Consider the following 19,103-nt stretch of genomic DNA (forward strand, 5'->3'; position numbering starts at 1 on the left):
ACGCGGAACAAGGCCGTCCCCCGGACCGTTCATCAGGTGTGGCTCAAGGTCACGTACACACGAGTGCAGGAGGACTGGTGGCCCCTTCCGACGAGACCCCTTCACCGGAGGCTCCTTCCGTCGAGCACCGGTTCGTCGACGTCAACGGCGTCCGGCTGCACATCGCCGAGCAGGGGCAGGGGCCGCTGGTCCTGCTGCTGCACGGCTTCCCGGAGTCGTGGTACTCCTGGCGGCACCAGTTCGGGCCGCTGGCGGCGGCCGGGTACCGGGTCGTCGCCCCCGACCAGCGCGGGTACGCCCGCAGCGAGCAGCCGACGGACATCTCCGCATACACGATGCTGCATCTCACCGGGGACGTGATCGGACTGATACGGGCCCTCGGTGAGGAGCAGGCGGTCGTGGTCGGGCACGACTGGGGCGCGCCGGTCGCCTGGACGACCGCCATGCTCCGGCCGGACGTGGTGCGCGGCGTCGCCGGGCTGAGCGTGCCGCCGGTGCCGCGTGGCACGGCCGCGCCACTGCCGGCTCTGCGCGCGCAGCTCGGCGAGGGCTTCTATCAGCAGTACTTCCAGGAGCCCGGGGTCGCGGACGCCGAGCTGGCCCGGGACGTGCGGTCGACGTTCCGGCGGCTGCTGTACGGCGGTTCCGGGGACAGCCCGTTCACCGACCCGCCGGTGCCGTGGGTGATCCCCGAGGGCCATTCGGTGCTGGACACGATGGAGGAGCCGAAGGAGTTGCCCGGCTGGCTCACCGACGAGGACATCGACGCCTTCGTGCGCGACTACGCGGTCCACGGCGACCGGGCGTTCACCGGCGGCCTCAACTGGTACCGGAACATCGACCGCAACTGGGAGCTGCTCGCGCCCTTCCACGACCGGGGCATCGACATACCCGCGCTGTACGTCGCCGGGGACCGGGACCTGGTCCGGGCGTTCCCCGGCATGGACCGGCTGCTGCCGGCCCTGGACCAGCTGCTGCCGCGGCTGCACGCCAATGTCACGCTGCCCGGCTGCGGCCACTGGACGCAGCAGGAGCGCCCCGAGGAAGTCAACGCGGCGCTGCTGGACTTCCTGGCGCAGCTGCCGGCACGCGACTGAGGCCGCGCCGGGGACGTGCTGCGCGCGCGACCGCATCGTCGAGCGGCGCGTTCGCACCTCGACACACGCCGCGCCCACCGACCCCCGTTCGCAGCGGGGCCGGTGGGCGCGGCGGCAGCGCCCCATGGCGCATGCCTCAGGCCGAGCGGGTGCCGGCCGTCAGCTCGTCGGCGTCGAGGATCTCCTCTCCGTAGAGGTCCTGCAGCCAGTTGGTCTGGTAGATGGTGTCGAGGTAGCGCTCGCCGAGGTCAGGGGCGATCGCCACCGCCGTCAGGTCGCGGTCCTCCTCGTGGCGCGCCAGCCAGTCGGTCGCGCCGCTGACCACCGTGCCGGTGGAACCGCCGAACAGGAATCCGCTGCGGGCCAGGCGGTGGCAGGCGCGGACGGTGTCGGCCTCCTCCACCTGGATCACCTCGTCCACGTAGGACTCGTCCAGCAGCGCCGGGCGGACGCTGGTGCCCAGGCCCGGGATCATCCGGCGGCCGGGCGGGCCGCCGAAGGTGACCGAGCCGACGCTGTCGACGGCGATCACCCGGACCCTGCGGTGGTACTCCCAGAAGTAGCGCGCGCAGCCCATCAGCGTGCCGGTGGTGCCGGCGCCGACGAACAGCACGTCCAGGTCCGGGAACTGCCGGGCGATGGCCGGAGCGGTGGTGCGGTAGTGCGCCCTCCAGTTGCCCGGGTTGGTGTACTGGTTCAGCCAGACGTACCGGTCGTCGGAGGCGCACAGGGCGCGCACGTAATCGATCCGCGCGCCCAGCCAGCCCCCGTGTGCGTCCGGCTCGGCGATGAGGTGGACCTGGCTGCCCAGGGCCTCCATCATCCGCCGGGACGACAGGTTGCAGCGCGGGTCGGTCACGCACAGGAACCCGTAGCCCTTGCTCGCCGCGATCATGCTGAGTGCCACGCCCAGATTCCCGGACGAGGATTCCACCAGGATCGATCCCGGCATCAGTGCGCCCTCGCGCTCCGCGGCCTCGACCATCTCCGCCGCCGCCTTCAGCTTGATCGACCCGGCGAAGTTGAAGCCCTCGCACTTCAGGAACAGTGGCTGTCCGAAGATCGAGCGCAGGTCGACGTAGAGCTCTTCCTCATTGAAGTCCAGGGGAACGGATATGACTGGCACGATGACCCCCTCATTTGATGACCCCCCATGTGCGGCCGTAGGACCCGGCCGCTCATCCGTACCGGCGCAACTCGTGGAAGAAGCCGTCGATGACGTGCAGCTCCCCCGAGCGGACCACCTCGTCGTAGACGTACTTGCCGACCGCCAGGTCCAGGACCCCCAGCCCGAACGGCGAGAAGACCAGCGGTCGGTCCGCCGCCGGCCGCACCTTCCCCGCCATCACCTCGGCCAGCGTCCCGTGCAGGAAGTCCCTGCTGCCGGAGAGCTGTTCGGCCAGGTGGGGTGAGGTGTCGGCCTTTAGGCAGTGTTCGACGTCGTCGACGATGTTGGACGAGGCGAGCACGATCTGCGGCGCGAGGTCGCGCAGCGAGACGTGCAGCACCAGTGGATGGTGTGCGAACCACGACACGTCGCTGACGTGCGGCCGGCCCGCGACGGTGGCGAAGATCACCAGGTCGCTCAGGCGGATCAGCTGCTCGGCGCTGTCGTGGACGGTGATGCGGCCGCCGGAGCCGGACTGTTCGAGGTACGTGCGGAAGCCCGCGGCGCTGTCGGCGGACACGTCGTGCACGCCGATCTCCTCGAACGCCCAGCCGGTGGCGGCCAGGAACGTGTGGATGTAACGGGCGATGAGGCCCGTACCGAAGAAGCCGACGCGCACGGGGCGCGGCCGGCCGCGGCTGAGCCAGTCGGCCGCCGACGCCGCCGAGGCGGCCGTGCGGGTGGCGGAGATGATCGAGCTCTCCAGGCAGGCGAACGGGTAGCCGGTGTCGTGGTCATTGAGGATCAGGACCGCCGACGCCCGCGGAATGCCGGCCGCGACGTTCTCGGGAAAGCTGGATATCCATTTCAGGCCGTCGACCGGTTCCTCGCCGCCCACCGACGCGGGCAGCGCGATGATCCGCGAGGACGGCCGGTCCGGGAACCGCAGGAAGTACGACGGCGGGTTGACCGTGTCGCCGGCGCCGTGCAGCCGGTAGGTGGCCTCGACCAGGTCGACGAGCTGCCGCTCGCGGCCCCGCAGGGCGCGCTGGACCTGGGAGCCGGAGACCACCGCGAAGGGCGGTACCCGCTTCGGTCCCTGGCCGGTGGTTTCGGCCGCTGTGGGGTGGATGGTGGTCATCGGGCGCTCACCTCGATCGTGGGCGCGCAGTCGGCCAGCCGCACCCCGTCGGCCATCGCCACCAGCACCTCGCGCGGGCCCTCGAAGGGCTCCCTGCTGTGCGCGGTACGGATGTTGTCCACCAGGAGCAGATCGCCGGCCTGCCACGGCTCCCGGGCGGTGTGCTTCTCGTAGACCTCGTTGAGCAGTTGCACGATGTCCTCTCCGATGGGATCGCCGCCGCCGAAGCGTGTGTTGAACGGCAGCCCGTCGGCGCCGTAGACGTCCACCAGGTACTCGCGCACCTCGGGCGCCATGGTCCATTCGTTCAGGAAGGCGATCTGGTTGAACCAGCAGCGCCGGCCGGTGACCGGGTGGCGTACCACGGCGCTGCGGCGCTGGCGGGTGCGCAGGCCGCCGTCGTCCTGCCATTCGAAGGCGATCGCGTTCGCGCGGCAGTACCGCTCGACGACGCCGCGGTCATCGGTGCCGAACGCCTCCTCCCAGGACGCGCCGATCTCGTCGTTGTAACTGCGAGTGAGCAGCCAGCCCTCCCGCTCGAAGCGCCGCACCAGGTCGGTGGGCAGCGCGTCGAGCACGGTGGGCGCGTCGGCCACCGCGGTGGCCCCGCCCTCGGCCGGCGCGGTCAGGCAGGCGAACATCATCAGGCCGGGGAAGGTGAGGGTGTAACTCAGCTCGTGGTGCATGCACATCTGCTGGTTCGGCGGCCATTTGGTGGAGGAGTAGACGCCCTCCTCCGGATAGGTCCGCCGGGGCGCGAACGCCTCCTGTTCGCTCAGCAGGCCGGTGGCCAGCCGCCGGAAGACGGCCCCGGTACCGGCCGGGTCCCGTAAGCCCAGGCCGCGGACGAGCAGCGCGCCGTGTTCGGCAACGGCGGCGCGCAGGGCGTCCCGGTGCTCGGCGACCCAGCGCGACGCGTCGCCTGTGGTCTCGGCCCGCACCATCGGGGGCCTGCCTGGCTGGCGTTCCACGTCGAGCAGGGACGCCGGGAATGACGACATTTCCGATCTTCCTTTCGTTGTTCTCAAGAAGAAGCCAGCAAAGCGGCGGCGGCCTGTACGGCCTCTGCCGCCCGGTCGGGGCGGGTGCGCAGGAAGTAGTGGCCGCCGTCGGCCAGTTCGTGCAGCTGTACGTCCTCGGCGAGCAGCTGCCAGTCGAGGTGGCGCAGCCGGGCGTCGGCCGTGGCCGGGTCGTCAGCGGCGACGACCACGGTGATCGGTGCGGACAGCTTCTCCGTCGGCGGGTCCTGCAGCAGGCCCGCGAAGTACCGGTGGGCGGCGACGCAGTCGTGGCGGTAGGCCGCGCCGACGTGCTCGGCACGTTGGGCGTCCAGCTCCTCCAGTTCGGTGTAGCCGCCCTCCGCCGACAGCTGCGCGGCGATCCGCGCGTTGTCGCGGCCGGCGAGTGCGGTCATGGCGGCGCGCCGGGCGGCGGCGTCGCCGGGCAGCTGGGCGGCGAGGAAGAGGCGCTGGACGGTCACGCCGCGCTGTTCCAGGCGCCGGGCCGTCTCGGCCGCGAAGGCGGTGCCCGAGGAGTGGCCCCACAGCAGTACGTTGTCCAGGCCGCGCCGGACGATCTCGGTGGCGGCCTGCTCGGCCACGTCCTCCAGGGACGCGAACGGCTCGCTGTGCGCCGCGAGGTCGTGTCCGGGCAGTTCCACGGCGTACACCGCGCGCCCGGTGCCGCGCAGGGCGCGGGCCAGCGGCTGGAAGTTGACCGCGTTGCCGCCGGCGTACGGGAAGCACACCAGCGCCCCGGCGGTGGAGCCGCCCGGCTCCGCGAGGGCGTGCAGCAGTCCCTCGCGGCGTACGGCGCGGCCGTCGACCAGGTCGGCCAGGTCGGCGAGGACCGGGTGGCGGGTGACGTCCTTCAGGGAGACGGCGCGCTTCAGGGTGACGGCGAGTTTGACCGCCGAGAGGGAGGTGCCGCCGCGGTCGAAGAAGTGGTCGCGCCGGCCGATGCGTTCCTGCGGGATGCCGAGCACGGTGGACCAGGCGGCGGCCAGCCGCTTTTCGGTGGCCGTGCGCGGCGCGTGGTAGTCCTCCTCGGCCATCCCCAGCCGGCCGGCCAGCGCGGTCAGCGCCTTGCGGTCGATCTTGCTGTTGGCGGTCAGCGGCAGGCTGTCCAGGTGGTGGAAGGCGGCGGGCACCATGTAACCGGGCAGCGACTCCCCCAGTCCCTGGCGCAGCGCGGTGGCTTCCAGTTCGCGTCCGGAGTAGAAGGCGATCAGATGCTTGCTGCGGTCGGCGCGCTCGGCGACCACCACGGCGCCGTCCCGTACGCCGTCCATCCGCAGCAGCGCGTTCTCGATCTCGCCGATCTCGATGCGGAAGCCGCGGATCTTGACCTGGGTGTCCCGGCGGCCGAGGAATTCGAGCTTGCCCTCCGCCTGCCAGCGGCCGCGGTCGCCGCTGCGGTACAGCCGTGCGCCGGGGCGGTGCGGGTCGGGCAGGAACGCCTGCCGGGTCCGCTCCGGGTCGTTGACGTAGCCGCGGCCGACGCAGACGCCGGAGAAGACGATCTCGCCGGGGGCGCCCAGCGGTACCGGGGCGAGGTGGTCGTCGACGACGTGGACGTGCACATTGCGCACGGCCGGGCCGAGCGGTACCCGGTCGCCCTCGGGCGCGCGGTCCATCACCTCGTGGTTGGTGTCGTCCGAGGTCTCGGTGAGGCCGTAGGCGTTGACCAGCTTCAGGCCCGGCAGGACCGTGAAGAACCGCTGGGCCAGCTCCATCTTCAGGGCTTCGCCGGTGACGGACACGCAGCGCAGGTCGGGCAGTTCGCGGGGCGCTGCCTCCAGCGCGGACAGTACGACTTCGAGGTAGGAGGGGACGACCTGGACGACGCCGGCCCGGCCCTCGGCGATCGTGTCGATGAACCGCTGGACGTCCAGTACGGCGTCCTGCCCGACCAGCAGCGTCCGGCCGCCGACCAGCAGTGCGGAGACCAGCTGCCACAGCGAGATGTCGAAGCACTGGGGCGCGGTCTGGGCGACCACCTGTCCCTCGCCGATGCCGAGGTCCTCGATCTTGGCGTAGAGGTGGTTGAGCATCCCGGCGTGCTCGCACATCGCGCCCTTGGGCTCGCCGGTGGAGCCGGAGGTGAAGTAGATGTACGCGAGCCGGTCCGGCTCGATGAGGATTCCGAGGTCGTCCTCGGCGTGCCCCTCCTCGTACGCGGTGCCGATGAGGAGCTTGCGGGCGCCGGGCACGGAGGCCAGCGCCTCGTCCAGGGTGGCGGTGCTGCCGGGTTCGGTGAGCACGAGGCCGCATTCGGCGCGGGAGAGCGTGGTGGCGATGCGGTCGGCCGGGAAGTGCGGCTCGATGGGCAGGTAGACACCGCCGGCCTTGAAGACCGCCAGCACGGCGGCCATCCAGTCCAGGTTGCGTTCGGTCACCACGGCGACGACGCCTTCCCGGCGCAGGCCCCTGGCGAGCAGGGCGCGGCCCAGCCGGTTGGCGCGCGCGTTGAGCTCCCGGTACGTCCACTGCCGGGTGCCCTGTACGGCGGCGACGGCGTCCGGGTGGCTGCGTACGCGCTGCTCGAACAGCTCGTGGAAGCGGGCGTCGGGCAGCTCGCGTTCCGGTCCGGCCAACTCCTCCAGCTGGTAGCGGAGTTCGCCGGCGGACAGCAGGCTCTGCCGCGTGTGGTCGGCGTCGGGCCCGGCGGCCAGCAGCGCCAGTGCGCGGCGGTGGTAGCCGGCGATCCGGTCCACGCACGCCGCATCCAGCGCCTCGGTGCGGTACCGCAGCCGCAGTACCAGTTCCTCGCCACGTGCCGTGACGCCCACCCACAGCACGGTGTTCCCGGCCGGCTCGCCCTCGCCGCCGGTCGGGTCCCACACCGTCTCGTACTCGGGACCGGTCACGCCCAGTTCCCGCCGGAGCTCCTCGACCGGGAACTCACGGTGCGTCAGCAGTGCGGAGACGGCGCGGTCCACGTCGTGCACCAGCGTCCGCCAGGTGCCGGCGCCGGTCGTCAGCGGGCAGGGCAGCGGCCGGCCGTCCCGTACGGCGACATGGCCGGTCACCACCTCCCGCTCGCCCGCCAGGGCCGCGAGGACCTTGGCGTGCGCGGCCAGCAGGAGGGAGTCGAACGGCACCGCCAGCTCCTCCGCCAGCCGGCGTACCGCCGTGACCACCTCGGCCGGGACGCTCGCCACGTGCTCGGCGACGCCCGGTACCGGATGCCGGGTCCACCGCGGGAGCGCGGTGGCGCCGCCTCCCACAAGTACACCCCGCCAGAATTCCCGACCGCTCTCAGCCGGCTTTGCCATGGGATCTTCCCCCTCCAGGCACCGTTGTCGCGGTGCCGCGCGCCGCTGTCCGGAGCGGCGCGGTCGTGGTCGTCTGCTGCTTCGCCGGCGCGCCGCTCGGCGCACGCCGGTGCGAGTCGTCGTCCGGCATCTGCGGTGGTCGCTGGGTCATGCGGTCCGGTGGGGCGCCCGGTGCGTCTCGGCGGCCGGGTTTCCCGCCCACCGCGCCTGCGCTGGGATCTCCTCGCCCTTCATCAGGAAGGAGTCGGCGGCCAGTACCGCGCCGTCGCCCATCGTGACGCCGTAGTGGACCAGGGCGCCGATGCCCAGCGTGCAGCCGGCGCCGATCGTGCTGTGGTCGGATTTGAAGGTGCCGTCCTCCTGCGAGTGGCACTGGATCTTGGCCCCCATGTTGAGCGTGGCGTCGTCCCCGATGGCGGTGAGCGTCCGCTCGGTGATGTAGCAGCCGTCGTCGAAGACCCGCCGGCCGATCCGGACGCCCATCAGGCGCCACAGCAGGTTCTTGAACGGCGTGCCGTTGTAGACGTTGAAGTGGGTGTCGGGCACCTTCCACAGGCGCTCGTGCCACCAGAAGTACGGCTCGTAGATGGAGCACAGCTGCGGCCGCAGCGGGCGGAACCGCAGGATGACCCGCTCCACGAGGGCGAAGTAGGCGCCGGTGAAGGCGATGCTGAGCACCATGTAGGCGGCGATGAGCAACTGCTCCGCCACGCCGTACAGTTCGATGGCCGCGACGGCCAGCACGGTGAGGACGAAGACGTGCACCCACCGCAGGAACAGGAAGATGCCCATCGTCGTGATGTTGTGCCGGTTCTTCGCGGCGAGGCGCCGGCGGAACTCGTCCCCGGTGCGGAAGTGGTCGAAGCGGGTGTCGCGCTCCACCGTGCGGGGAATCTCGAAGCTCGGCGAGCCGAGCAGGCCCACGTTCTCGCGCATCTCGCCGTCGAGCGGGACCATCACCTTGGTCGCGAGGAGGCAGTTCTCCCCGGTCCGGCCGCCCGCGGGGTAGGCGATGAAGTTGCCGAGGAAGTTGCGGTCGCCGATCTCGGCGCGGGAGACCCGGAAGGAGGTGCTGGAGAAGTCGGCGTTGATGACCGACAGCCCGTCGGCGACCATCGTTCCGCTGCCGACCTTGCTCAGGAACGGGGTCTCGTGGGCGATGCCCGTACCGAAGTTGGAGCCGGTCTGCTCGACCTGGGACAGGTCGTACCCGAGGCAGCGCAGGTAGTGGACGATGTAGGAGCTGTCGCCGAAGAGCCACTTGAAGAACTTGATGTTGGTCATCCGCGCGATCGCCCGGTGCACGGAGTAGTGCAGGCCGTACAGCGGATACACCTTGTCCGGCTTGATCATCAGGTTCAGCAGCCGCGGCACGGTGAACAGCCAGACCATGCCCAGCAGGTTGAAGCCGAAGAACACCACCACGGAGATGACCAGCGCGTCGAGATAGAGCGCCGCCGAGGTGAGCCCTTCGGTGCCGGGCCCCAGCCACCTGCCGAGCGCGGGGACCTCCGTCAGCACGAGGTACATGGCCCCGACGCCCAGCGGCACGTACACCACGCACACCTGTACCAGGGTGAGGAAGCCGTACCCGAAACGGCGCAGGGTGCCGCAACGGGCCGGCGCGACGCGTACGTAGTCCACGTCCGTGCGCTGCGCCGGTGAGCCGTGCCAGCGCTGCCCGGCCGGCACGGCCTCGCCGCTCTGCAGCGCGGAGGCGTGGCCGAGCTGGGCGCCGTCGCCCATCGACGTCTTGATGTCCAGCACGGTCCGCTCGCCGACGAAGACGTCCCGGCCGAGGGTGACGGGGCCGGTCTGGATCCGCCCGGCGTGCGCCCGGTAGCAGAGGAAGTACGCCTCCTTGCGGATCACCGTGTTGGCGCCGATGGTGAGCAGATCGGTGCAGACGGGGACGGCGGGCGAGAGGATCGTGACGTTCTTGCCGATGCGCGCGCCGAGGGCCCGGAGGTACAGCACGTAGAGCGGATTGCCGATGAAGAGCCGCATCGGGTTCGCGTGGATCAGTACCCGGACCGTCCAGAAACGCAGATAGGCCAGGCTCCACACCGGGAATTCCATCGTCCGCCAGCGGCCGACGAGAATCCATTTGGCCGCGACCGGGAAGAGGCACATCCCGAGGAATCCGGCGCTGCCGAAAAGGGCCGACCGCAGGTAGATGTCAACCAGTCCGGAGCCGGCGGCGACCCAGGTGAAGCCGCGGATGGTGACCAGGCCGGCGAGGTAGGAGTAGCCGAGGAAGATCAGCAGCTGGAGCGTGCCGCACAGGACGTACCGCGGGGTGCTGCCGACGGGCGCCGGCTCCTCGGGGACGACCGGTACCGGCGGCCCGGCCTCGGCGGACGGGACGGCCGGCAGGGCCATGGCCAGGCTGCGGATGGTGGGGTGGCGGTAGACGTCCTTCATGGAGACCGACGGCAGGTCGCCGCGCTTCCTGACCCGCGCGCAGAACTGCGCCATGAGCAGGGAGTTGGCGCCGAGGTCGTCGAAGAAATGACTGTCGACCGAAATCTGTTCGGAATTCACCACACCGGCGAGCACCTCGGCGAATATGAGCTCGGCGCCGGTCGTCGGCGCGGTACCCCCATTTTGAATAGTTGAAGTTTCAACCAGATCCGCTGCCGAAATCTCGGCAGGTTTTCCCACCACGTGAGCTCCTTGTAAGTCAAAGTCGATAGCTGTGCGCGAATTCAACGCATTCGGTCTGCGCGGTGGGGGGACTGGTGCGAAGCCCGCGGTGGTCGCCTTCCTGGGCAGGGCAGGACGGCACCGCGAGGCACGAGAAGAAAAGGCATGAGAAGAAGGGGCTCACTGCAGACACCCGCTGCGCGACCCGCCACAAGGGCAGGCGCGGCCCGCGGCCCGGCGCGGTCGTGGTGATCGCTCTCGCCGTCGTCCTCGGCGGGGCCCGGGTCCTCCGTGGGGTGAGGATCCTCGGTGCGGTGACTGAGGCCCGGCACGGTGTCCAGGTCCTGTGCTGCGTCCGGGGCGACGCCCCGGCCGGTGAAGCCGGCCTTCAGAGCGGCCCGGTCAAGGTATCCGCACCTCGTCAGGCGTCTGCTGCGCGCCGGGTCCGACCGGCGCGCGCGGTGGCTCTCCGTGGCCCGCCCGAAGGGCGCGGCACAGGTCCTCCGGTGCGACGGGACACGGTGCGGCGGCACGGTCGCCGGGCACGCCCCCGCGGCGCGCACGGCCGGAGCCGGCCGGTCCTGCGGCGAGCGGTCACCGTACGGTGAACGCTCCGGAAATACCCCCCGTTCCCCGTGAGCGCCTGGGCCCCCCGACCCGGACGCCTCCCCCCTACCAACCAGGCTGTCGTAACCCTGCATCGACGTCATGAGCACGGCTCCCCCTCGAGACGCGCATAGGTGGTGACAGCAGATTAAGCACGCCCAGACTTAGGAACCATCCGGTGGCCGAACTCGGCGAGAAGCGGTTCACCCACAGGTTTTTGTGCAGGCAGCAGGACTGCACAACGGAACCGGACGGCCTCACACGCCACGGTCCGGAGGGGTGGGGGCGCACGCAAAAAGAACGCGCCCCCCGCGCACCCCCCGCTGTCAACACCGGAGTGCGCCCCACCGCCCGCCGTCGCGAGTGCGGCGAGGGACGCCAGCCGCTTCCCGGTGCTGGTGCCCGCTGGCCGGCGCCGTCGCACGGTGTGTGATTTAGGGCATGTCCGAGCCGACTCGCACGGCGGGGGAACCGAGCCAGTCGATGAGGAGTCGGTTCACCTCCTCGGCGCGCTCCTGTTGGATCCAGTGGCCGCAGCCCTCCAGAAGATGACAGGAGACCAGGCCGGGCAGGGTGGTGGGGAACGCCTCGATGGCCTCGCGCATCCAGGTGGTGGAGGCGTCGAGGGTGCCGCCGAGGAAGAGCGCCGGCTGGGTGACGGGCGCACCGTCCCACGGGGCGAGGTCTGCCCAGTCCCGGTCGACGTTGCGGTACCGGTTGAGCGCGCCGGTCATGCCGGTGCGCTCGAACTCCCCGGCGTACACGTCGAGTTCGGCCTCGGTGAGCCAGGACGGCAGGCTGCCGGCGGGGAAACGGTCGCGGAGCCGGCCGCCCTTGGGCACGAAGAAGAGGCTGCCCTCGCCGTCGCGCGGCATCGTGTCGGCCGAGAGCCCGGCGTAGAACCCGGCCAGCCAGCCGCGCACGTCCGGTTCGATCTCGGCCTCCGCGCGCCCGGGCTCCTGGAAGTACCCGACGTAGAACTCCTCGTCGCCGCCGAGCGCGGCGAACGCCTCGGTGGGCCGGGGCCCGCCCCGGGGCGCGTACGGCACGCTCAGCAGCCCGACGGCCGTGACGAGGTCCGGCCGGAGCAGCGCGGTGTGGGCGGCGATGGACGAGCCCCAGTCGTGGCCCACGACGACCGCGCTCCCGGCGCCGAGGGCCTCGATGACGGCGGCGGTGTCCTCGACGTGGTCGAGCATCCGGTACGCGTCGACCGCGGCGGGCGCGGAGGAGCGGCCGTACCCGCGGACGTCGAGGGCCGCCGCGCGGAAGCCCGCCGCGGCGAGCGCCGGGAGCTGGTGGCGCCAGGAGTACCAGGACTCCGGGAAGCCGTGGAGGAAGAGGACCAGGGGGCCGGTGCCCTGCTCCACGAGATGGATACGGCCGCCGGGCGTGCGGATCAGGCGGTGCTGCTGGGCCGGTACAGAGGTGGGCTGCGGCATGTCTCCTCCTGCGGTGGGGGCGGGCGAAGTCCCGCTTGCTGTGATCATCGGGCGGCCGCGCGGCGGTGGCGAGCTTTCTTGCCGGTCCGGCAAAAGGAAAGAAAGCAGAGGCAGGGCGACCGCGCTCGCGGCGGTTCCGCCCGTATCCCGAGTGACGGGATCGGCGGTCCCCGGTGCCGGGTTCCGGCCGCTTCCGTGGCGGTGCGGGCCCGCGTCCCGCCCCGGATGTCCGGTGACTGCCGCGGCGGCTGGGCCGCTTGGGTACGGACGGGTGCCGCGCGGCGGTCCGGAGCCCCGCTTTCCGGCCCCGGCCCCGCTGACCGAATCGCCCGGAGCCGGCCCGGGGACGGCCCGGCAGGCGAGCGGGCGCGGCGGCCGTACGCGTGCTGGTGGCGACGCGGTCGCGGCACTCGTGCGCGGTCCGGCGGCGGACGGCGGTTGTCCGGATCGTGTCCGGGTAGGGCTGTGATCGTTGGCCTGGTACGGGCGGTGGCCCTCGGGGACCGGATTCCGCTCCCGGCGGCCGCCGGTCGTCCACCATCGCTGAGGGCAGGCGGACCGGCTACGCAGGAGGGACCTATGACAGCGGACCGGCACGGGCACCGGATGAGTCATACCGGTGCCGATGCGCTCGTCCACTACGAACGGGCCCTGGACCACCTGGTGTTCTTCCGGCCCGAGGTGGTCGAGGCGGCCGGCGCGGCGCTGGCGGCGTCGCCACGGTCGGTGATGGGCCAGGTGCTGGCCGCGTACCTCGGTGTGCTCGGCACGGAGGAGAAGGACGCGGCCGCGGCGCGCGACGCCTTCCTCCGTTTCCGCTCCGGTCTGGACGAGGCGGCCCTCACGTCACGGGAGCGGATGCATCTCGCCGCCGCGGCTGCCTGGCTGGACGGGGACCTGCACGGCGCCGGCCGGCTGCTCGGTGATCTCACCGTCGCCCATCCCCGCGATGTGCTGGCGCTCTTCGCCGGGCATCAGCACGACTTCCTCACCGGGGACGCCCAGCGCCTGCGCGACCGCATCGGCGGGGCGCTGGGCGCCTGGGAGGCGGACGACCCGCACCGCGGCCCGCTGCTGGGCATGTACGCGTTCGGGCTGGAGGAGTCGGGGCACTACGAGCGCGCCGAGGAGGCGGGCCTCGAAGCGCTCGCGCGGCATCCGTACGACGTGTGGGCGATCCACGGTGTCGTGCACAGCTATGAGATGCGGGGCCGCAGCGCGGACGGGATGCGCTTCCTGGACGCCCGCACCGACCACTGGGCGGACGGCACCCTGCTCACCGTGCACAACTGGTGGCACTACGCCCTGTACGCACTGGAGATGGGCGACGCGGCGCGGGTGCTGGAGATCTACGACGCGGCGCTGCACCACGAGGGGTCGGCGCCCGTCGCCATGGAACTGCTGGACGCCGCCGCCCTGTTGTGGCGGCTGTACCTGGCGGGCGAGGACCAGAGCGGGCGGTGGGCGCGGCTCGCCGACGCGTGGGAGCGCCGCGACGACGGCGCGCACTACGCCTTCAACGACGTGCACGCGGTCATGGCGTATGTGGGCGCCGGCCGCTTCGGCCTGGCCGAGCGGCTGGTGGCGGACCGGGAGCGGTGGCTGGCCGGGGCGGCGCCTGCGGTGTCGAACCGTGCGATGACCGCGGACATCGGGCTGCCGGTGTGCCGGGCGCTGATCGCGTACGGGCGGCAGGAGTTCGGCCGCGCCGCCGATCTGCTGCTGCCGGTGCGGCACCGGCTGCACACCTTCGGCGGCAGCCACGCGCAGCGGGACGCCGTGCAGCGCACGCTGGTCGAGGCGGCGCTGCGCGCACGCCGTACGGACCTGGCGCGCACGCTGCTGAGCGAGCGCATTCAGCTGCGCCCCGTCTGCCCGTACAACTGGTCGGCGCAGGCGCGGCTGGAGGAGCAGCTCGGCGCTCCGGAGCGGGCCGCGGCGGCGCGCGAGAAGGCCGCTGCCCAGGCGGCAAGGTGACGGACGCGGTTCCGGCCAGCGGCGCGCGCCGCACTGCCACACACCCCGCTCGATCCGCCGCGCGCCGCGCTCGCGCAGGTCAGCGCGGCGCGGCCCGCCTCCGCCGCGCGCTGCTCGGGAGACGACAGGGACGGGCGTGACGAGCGCTCTTCCTGACGTCACGGAACAGTGATTCCGCGCGTCTCATTAACGGTCCCGGCAATCTCGCCGATTCGGACAACCTACTGAATTCGATGGCCCCGGCACGCAGCCCGCGAAAACGCTTGTCATGCCCCGGTGCCCGTACCGAGGAGACGGCGTACGCCCGGCTCACCGGCGGGAGTTCCGGCCTGCCGGTTTCCCGCTCCGATCAGCGCTTTTCTGCAGGATATCGACGCCTTTGGACCCGTACCGGAGCCGGGCATACGGAATTCAGGATTCACGGCAATTTCCTGCCCTCTCAGTAAGTCGGCTTCTGTACTGTCCGTCCCGATGAGTGCAGAGTGCGACTCAGCGCTCACACCGTCACGCAGTCGTACAGGCGCCGTCCGGCGGAGGATGCATACATGCTGATCAGGCAGGGGGGCCTGACGCACCCGGCAGCACTGTCCCGTCCGAGCTCACCGGAACGCGCGGGCCCGCCCCGTGCGCCATTGCTCCGACGGCCGTGACATCGGATCGGTTCCCTCCGGCCCGCACCTTTTTCGTTACCACTGTCGCGTCGCGTCGAGCACGCACATCCACCAGGAGGACAGCACCATGGCACGTATTTTCATCGTGGGTTCCGGCGTCGTCGGTACGGCTACCGGTAAGGGCTTTTTACACGCCGGCCACCAGGTGACCTTCATCGACATCTCGCACCAGCGGCTGGAATACCTGCGCTCGCAGGAGCTGGACGCGCGTGACGTGCTCGATCTGCGTAATGAACCGGACGCCTTCATTTTCCTCACGCTGCCCACGCCCAACGTCGGTCACCGCTACGACCTGACGGCCTTCGAGGACGGTACCGCCTCGGTGGGCGCGGCCCTGGCCGACGCCACCGGCGACCACACCGTGGTCGTCCGCTCCACCGTGCCGCCGGGCACCACCGAGGGCCTCGTCCAGACGCTGCTGGAGAAGCACTCGGGGAAGTGCGTCGGCGAGGGCTTCTCGCTGGCCGGCAACCCCGAATTCCTGCGCGCCGCCACGGCGTTGGAGGACTTCCGGCACCCGTGGATGACGGTGATCGCCTCGCGCAGCAACCGTACGGTGGAGCGGCTGACCGAGCTGCTGGCGCCGTTCGGCGGGGAGCTGCGTACCTTCTCCAACCCGGCGGCCGCCGAGCTGGTCAAGTGCGCCCACAACATCTACAACGCCACGAAGATCAGCTTCTGGAATGAGATGTGGCTGGTCAGCCAGGCCCTCGGGCTGGACCTCGACCCCATCGCGCAGACCGTGGCCCGGTCCGCCGAGGGTTCCTACAACCCGCTCTACGGCATCCGCGGGGGAGCGCCGTACGGCGGGGTGTGCCTGCCCAAGGACACCCAGGGTTTCCTGGGCCTCGCCGAGTCCCTGAACCTTGACATGCCGCTGCTCAAGGCCGTCGTCCAGGTCAACGACATGCTGATCGAGCGCGCCGACCGCGAAGCGGACGAACTGGCCGCCGAACTGGCCTGACCTTCGCGGACACCCCCCTCGGAGCCCCCACTCCCCCCTTGCCCGGCCTCGGCTCACCCGTCATCGAGAACGGAACCATGAGTGCCCTACTGGATACCACGCTCTACGACTTCCGGTACTACCTGGTCTACCTGCCGCTGGGCATCCTGGGCCTGGTGCGCTGGAGTTGCTGGCTCGTGCGCCGCGCGCCGGCCGCGCTGTACCGCCCGGTGCGGAACGACTTCCGGCTGCCGCTGAGCATCGTCGTCCCGGTGTACCAGGAAGACCCCGAGATCTTCGCGCACGCCATCGAGTCCTGGCTGGCCAACGACGTCGAGGAGGTCGTCCTCGTCATAGACGTCACCGACCAGGCGTGCCGGGAGGTCGCGGCCCGCTATCCCGTGACCGTCGTCATCACCGACGTGCCCGGCAAGCGCGACGCGCTGCGTCGCGGCTGGGAGGCGTGCAGCACCGACCTGGTCGCGCTGGTGGACTCCGACACCATCTGGGCGGACGACGTGGCCGCCGAGGTGTGCAAGCCGTTCGCCGACCCGAAGGTGGGCGGCGTCGGCACCCGGCAGAACGTCTACAACCCGCGGGGTTTCCTGCAGCGGGTCAACGACATGTACCTGGACTACCGGTACTTCGACGAGAACGCCGCCCAGACCGCCGTGGGCCGGGCCGTCTCCTGCCTCTCCGGCCGGACCGCGGTCTACCGCCGCGAGCTGCTGCTGGAGATATCCGACGACTTCATGCACGAGACGTTCATGGGCGTGCCGTGCATGTCCGGCGACGACAAGCGGCTGACCACGCTGACCCTGGCGCGCGGCCACCGTACGTACATGCAGCGCTCGGCCCGGGTGTGGTCGACCTTCCCGGGCACCTGGCGGATCTTCATGAAGCAGCGGCTGCGCTGGTCCCGCAACACCTGGAGATCAGATCTCAGAGCGCTGTCGTCCCGCTGGATCCGGCGCCATCCGTTCCTCGCCTTCACCATGGCCGACAAGGCGGTGAGCAGCTTCACGCTGCTGATCGCGCCGTTCTTCATGGCGTGGGCGATCGTGCGGCAGGACTGGTTCTTCGTGGCCTGCCTGGCCGCCTGGTGGTGGATCAGCCGGGCGATGAAGATGCTTCCGCACCTGGTGCGCAAGCCGTCGTCGTTCTTCCTCGTCCCCGGCTTCGTGCTGGTGTCGTTCCTGATGGCCGGGGTGAAGATCTGCGCCCTGCTGACCATCCGCAGGCAGCGCTGGCTGACCCGGCAGGTGTCCGTCGTCAACGGTGTCGCGGTGCGGACCTCGCCGCAGGCAGCGGGTTCGGAGGCAGGCGCATGAAAACCGTACACCGTTTCGGGGCGGCCGCGGCCGCCCTCTCGGCCGTCCTGGCCCTCGGCGCCCAGGGGACGCCGGCGGCGGCCGTCGGGCTGCCCGAGGACGTCGCCGCCTGGCAGCGCACCGGGCAGCCCGACAAGCTGATGGTGCTGCGGCCGCGCAGCGTGAGCCTGCTCAGCCACGGCGTCGTGGTGCGCCGGCTGTACCCGGGGACGCCGTCCGTCTCGCTGGGCTGGCTGGCCGCCAACGCGGGCCGGGAGTGGATCGGTTCCGAGCCCGGCCGGCCGTCCACCGTCCGGATCCGTACCGCCGTGCTGCTCGCCCCCGACACCATCCTGCGCATCGACGACCGGACGAAGAAGGTCCTGCTCACCGCCGGGAAGACGGCAAAGTCGGGGACGTGGATCAGCGGCAGCCGGGCCGCCCTGGACGTCGACAGCACCACGCTGGCCTCGGTCGCCGAGGACGGCTCCAGCCCCGCGCCGGCCAGTGCGCCCGGGCGCCCGTACCTCTCGATGGGCGCGGGCGGCCGGATGGACTTCCGCAACGCCACCGTCAGCGGGTTCGGCCGGCTCGGCTCGTCCGCGACCGCCGAGCAGTCGGGCGTCACCTGGGGACGGGGCAGTACGGGGTCGGCGACCGGCACGACGTTCCAGGACAACCACACCGGGCTGCGGCTGGCCGGCTCCAAGGACGTCAGCCTGAAGAACGTCACGGCCACCGGCGCCACCGAGGACGGCATCGTGCTCAAGGGCGACCGGGGCACCAAGGCGAGCGGCCTTGTGGCCGAGTCCAACGGCCGTACGGGCATCGCCCTCGGCGGTACCGACAACCGCACCCTGGCCGGCCTGAGCACCCGCGACAACGACGGCGCCGGGATCAAGGCCACGCTCCAGCGCGGCCTGCGGCTCACCTCTCCCACCTCCCGCTTCGACATGGGCGGCGGCATCGACCTGACGTCCTGCCGGGAGTGCGTCGTGGAGAAGGCCGCGGTGGAGAGCTCGTCGCGCGCCGCGGTGCGCGTCTCCGGCAGCGACAGCTCGGTCACGGTACGCGAGCCCGAGCTGACCGGACACAACGGCAGCGAGCCCGGCATCCTGCTGGCCGAGGGCATCCGGGGCGCCACGGTCTCCGGCGGTACCGTCAGCGGCTTCGACCGCGGCATCGGCATCACCGGCTCCCGTGTCCGCGTCGAACGCACCTCGTTGTCCGCCAACCGCACCGGCATCGCCATCGGCGGCGGGGCCGACCGGGTCGCGCTGCGCGACGTCCGGGTGGACGGCGGCGAGACCGGCGTACTCGTCTCCGGAGCCACCCGGCACATCACCCTGAAGGGCGTCCGGGTCAGCGAGGCCAGCCGCAAGGGCCTGGCCTCCAGCTCCCCCGCGCTGCGGGTCACCGGCGGCGCCCTGTCCGGCGGCACCACGGCCGTCGACCTCGGTGCCTCGGCCCGCCTGGAGAACGTGACGATCGGCAGCTCCCACCGCGGTATGCACCTCGCGGAGGGGGTCCGGGCCGCCGGGAAGTCCCTGGACGTCCTGGCCGAGCGGCAGGGCATCGACGCGGACGCCCGGTCCCTGCTGGACCTCACCGACTCCCGCGTCCGGGCCCCGGTGGCCCTGGACGGGGACGGCGAGGTCAAGCGGCACGGCAAGACCGAGGTCTCGCTGCCGCCGTTCCCCTGGCTGGGCTTCGCGGCCCTGGTGGCCCTGGCCCTGGCCGTCGTCCTGCAGACCCTCCACCACGTCCGGCACCGGGGCACCCCACGGCCCAAGGTCGCAGGACACGTGGAGAACACGGCCTGACGCAACGTCAGCCGTGCCCCGATCCGGCCGCCGCCCCACCGGGACGGCGGCCGGAGAACCGGA

General features: G+C 71.5%; 11 protein-coding genes. 5 read left to right on the plus strand and 6 right to left on the minus strand.

Annotated elements, in window-relative coordinates:
- The first annotated feature begins 77 nt into the window (after positions 1–77).
- Positions 78–1,097: an alpha/beta fold hydrolase gene (locus ACIGXO_RS00170; protein WP_399778415.1), complete on the plus strand. Its 1,020-nt coding sequence runs from the start codon at positions 78–80 to the stop codon at positions 1,095–1,097.
- Positions 1,098–1,233: 136 nt separating this feature from the next.
- On the opposite strand, the gene sbnA is transcribed toward ACIGXO_RS00170, so the two are convergent.
- The 6 genes from sbnA to ACIGXO_RS00200 all read right to left on the minus strand — a co-directional run bounded on the left by sbnA (position 1,234) and on the right by ACIGXO_RS00200 (position 12,316).
- On the minus strand, positions 1,234–2,223 hold the full coding sequence (sbnA, locus tag ACIGXO_RS00175) for a 2,3-diaminopropionate biosynthesis protein SbnA (RefSeq protein WP_399778418.1): 990 nt from the start codon (positions 2,221–2,223) through the stop codon (positions 1,234–1,236).
- 52 nt (positions 2,224–2,275) lie between these two features.
- Positions 2,276–3,346 (minus strand): 2,3-diaminopropionate biosynthesis protein SbnB, encoded by a 1,071-nt coding sequence (gene sbnB / locus ACIGXO_RS00180; RefSeq protein ID WP_399778420.1) that lies wholly within the window; start codon positions 3,344–3,346, stop codon positions 2,276–2,278.
- Positions 3,343–4,347 (minus strand): TauD/TfdA family dioxygenase, encoded by a 1,005-nt coding sequence (locus ACIGXO_RS00185; RefSeq protein WP_399778423.1) that lies wholly within the window; start codon positions 4,345–4,347, stop codon positions 3,343–3,345. Before ACIGXO_RS00185 ends, sbnB begins: the two co-directional genes overlap by 4 nt.
- Positions 4,348–4,370: 23 nt before the next feature.
- The gene (locus ACIGXO_RS00190; RefSeq protein ID WP_399778425.1) at positions 4,371–7,622 is read right to left on the minus strand and encodes an amino acid adenylation domain-containing protein; all 3,252 of its coding nucleotides are present in this window, start codon (positions 7,620–7,622) and stop codon (positions 4,371–4,373) included.
- Between the two features lie 147 nt (positions 7,623–7,769).
- Positions 7,770–10,289: a Pls/PosA family non-ribosomal peptide synthetase gene (locus ACIGXO_RS00195; RefSeq protein WP_399778428.1), complete on the minus strand. Its 2,520-nt coding sequence runs from the start codon at positions 10,287–10,289 to the stop codon at positions 7,770–7,772.
- A 1,019-nt stretch (positions 10,290–11,308) separates the two neighbouring features.
- Positions 11,309–12,316, minus strand: coding sequence for an alpha/beta fold hydrolase (locus ACIGXO_RS00200; protein ID WP_399778430.1), 1,008 nt, complete (start codon positions 12,314–12,316; stop codon positions 11,309–11,311).
- 579 nt (positions 12,317–12,895) lie between these two features.
- Between ACIGXO_RS00200 and ACIGXO_RS00205 the strand changes: the two genes are divergently transcribed.
- The 4 genes from ACIGXO_RS00205 to ACIGXO_RS00220 all read left to right on the plus strand — a co-directional run bounded on the left by ACIGXO_RS00205 (position 12,896) and on the right by ACIGXO_RS00220 (position 19,040).
- Positions 12,896–14,293, plus strand: coding sequence for a tetratricopeptide repeat protein (locus ACIGXO_RS00205; protein ID WP_399778433.1), 1,398 nt, complete (start codon positions 12,896–12,898; stop codon positions 14,291–14,293).
- Between the two features lie 738 nt (positions 14,294–15,031).
- Entirely contained in the window at positions 15,032–15,928 is an 897-nt protein-coding gene (locus tag ACIGXO_RS00210) for a hypothetical protein (protein ID WP_399778436.1), read from the plus strand.
- Positions 15,929–16,005: 77 nt separating this feature from the next.
- Positions 16,006–17,238, plus strand: coding sequence for a glycosyltransferase (locus ACIGXO_RS00215; protein ID WP_399778438.1), 1,233 nt, complete (start codon positions 16,006–16,008; stop codon positions 17,236–17,238).
- Positions 17,235–19,040, plus strand: coding sequence for a right-handed parallel beta-helix repeat-containing protein (locus ACIGXO_RS00220; RefSeq protein WP_399778440.1), 1,806 nt, complete (start codon positions 17,235–17,237; stop codon positions 19,038–19,040). Before ACIGXO_RS00215 ends, ACIGXO_RS00220 begins: the two co-directional genes overlap by 4 nt.
- Positions 19,041–19,103: the final 63 nt, after the last annotated feature.

Origin of the sequence: Streptomyces sp. NPDC053542 (genome assembly GCF_044544685.1) — a bacterium.
In the GTDB taxonomy this organism is placed as follows: Bacteria; Actinomycetota; Actinomycetes; order Streptomycetales; family Streptomycetaceae; genus Streptomyces.